Source organism: Paraburkholderia tropica (genome assembly GCF_914484835.1).
Lineage (GTDB): Bacteria > Pseudomonadota > Gammaproteobacteria > Burkholderiales > Burkholderiaceae > Paraburkholderia > Paraburkholderia tropica_A.
On record NZ_CAJZAR010000007.1, the window covers coordinates 907 to 1,115 of the forward strand.

Genomic DNA, 209 nt, shown 5'->3' on the forward strand with positions numbered 1-209 from the left:
CGCAGCACCGTGCGCTCCTGATTCTGCTTCTGCGCGGATTCGTCCGGCGTCATGATGTTGATCTGCCAGCCGGTCAGTTCGCTGGCGAGACGCACGTTCTGGCCGCTACGGCCAATGGCGACCGCGAGCTCGCTTTCGTCGACCACGACGTCCATCGAGTGCTTTTCTTCGTCGACGACGATCGACTGCACGGCCGCCGGCGCGAGCGC

Annotated in this window: 1 pseudogene; it reads right to left on the bottom strand. The window is 65.1% G+C overall.

Annotation, left to right across the window (positions count from 1 at the left end):
• Window positions 1-209 (bottom strand): annotated as a pseudogene (gene nusA, locus LDO54_RS39145) (transcription termination factor NusA); the annotation flags it as partial.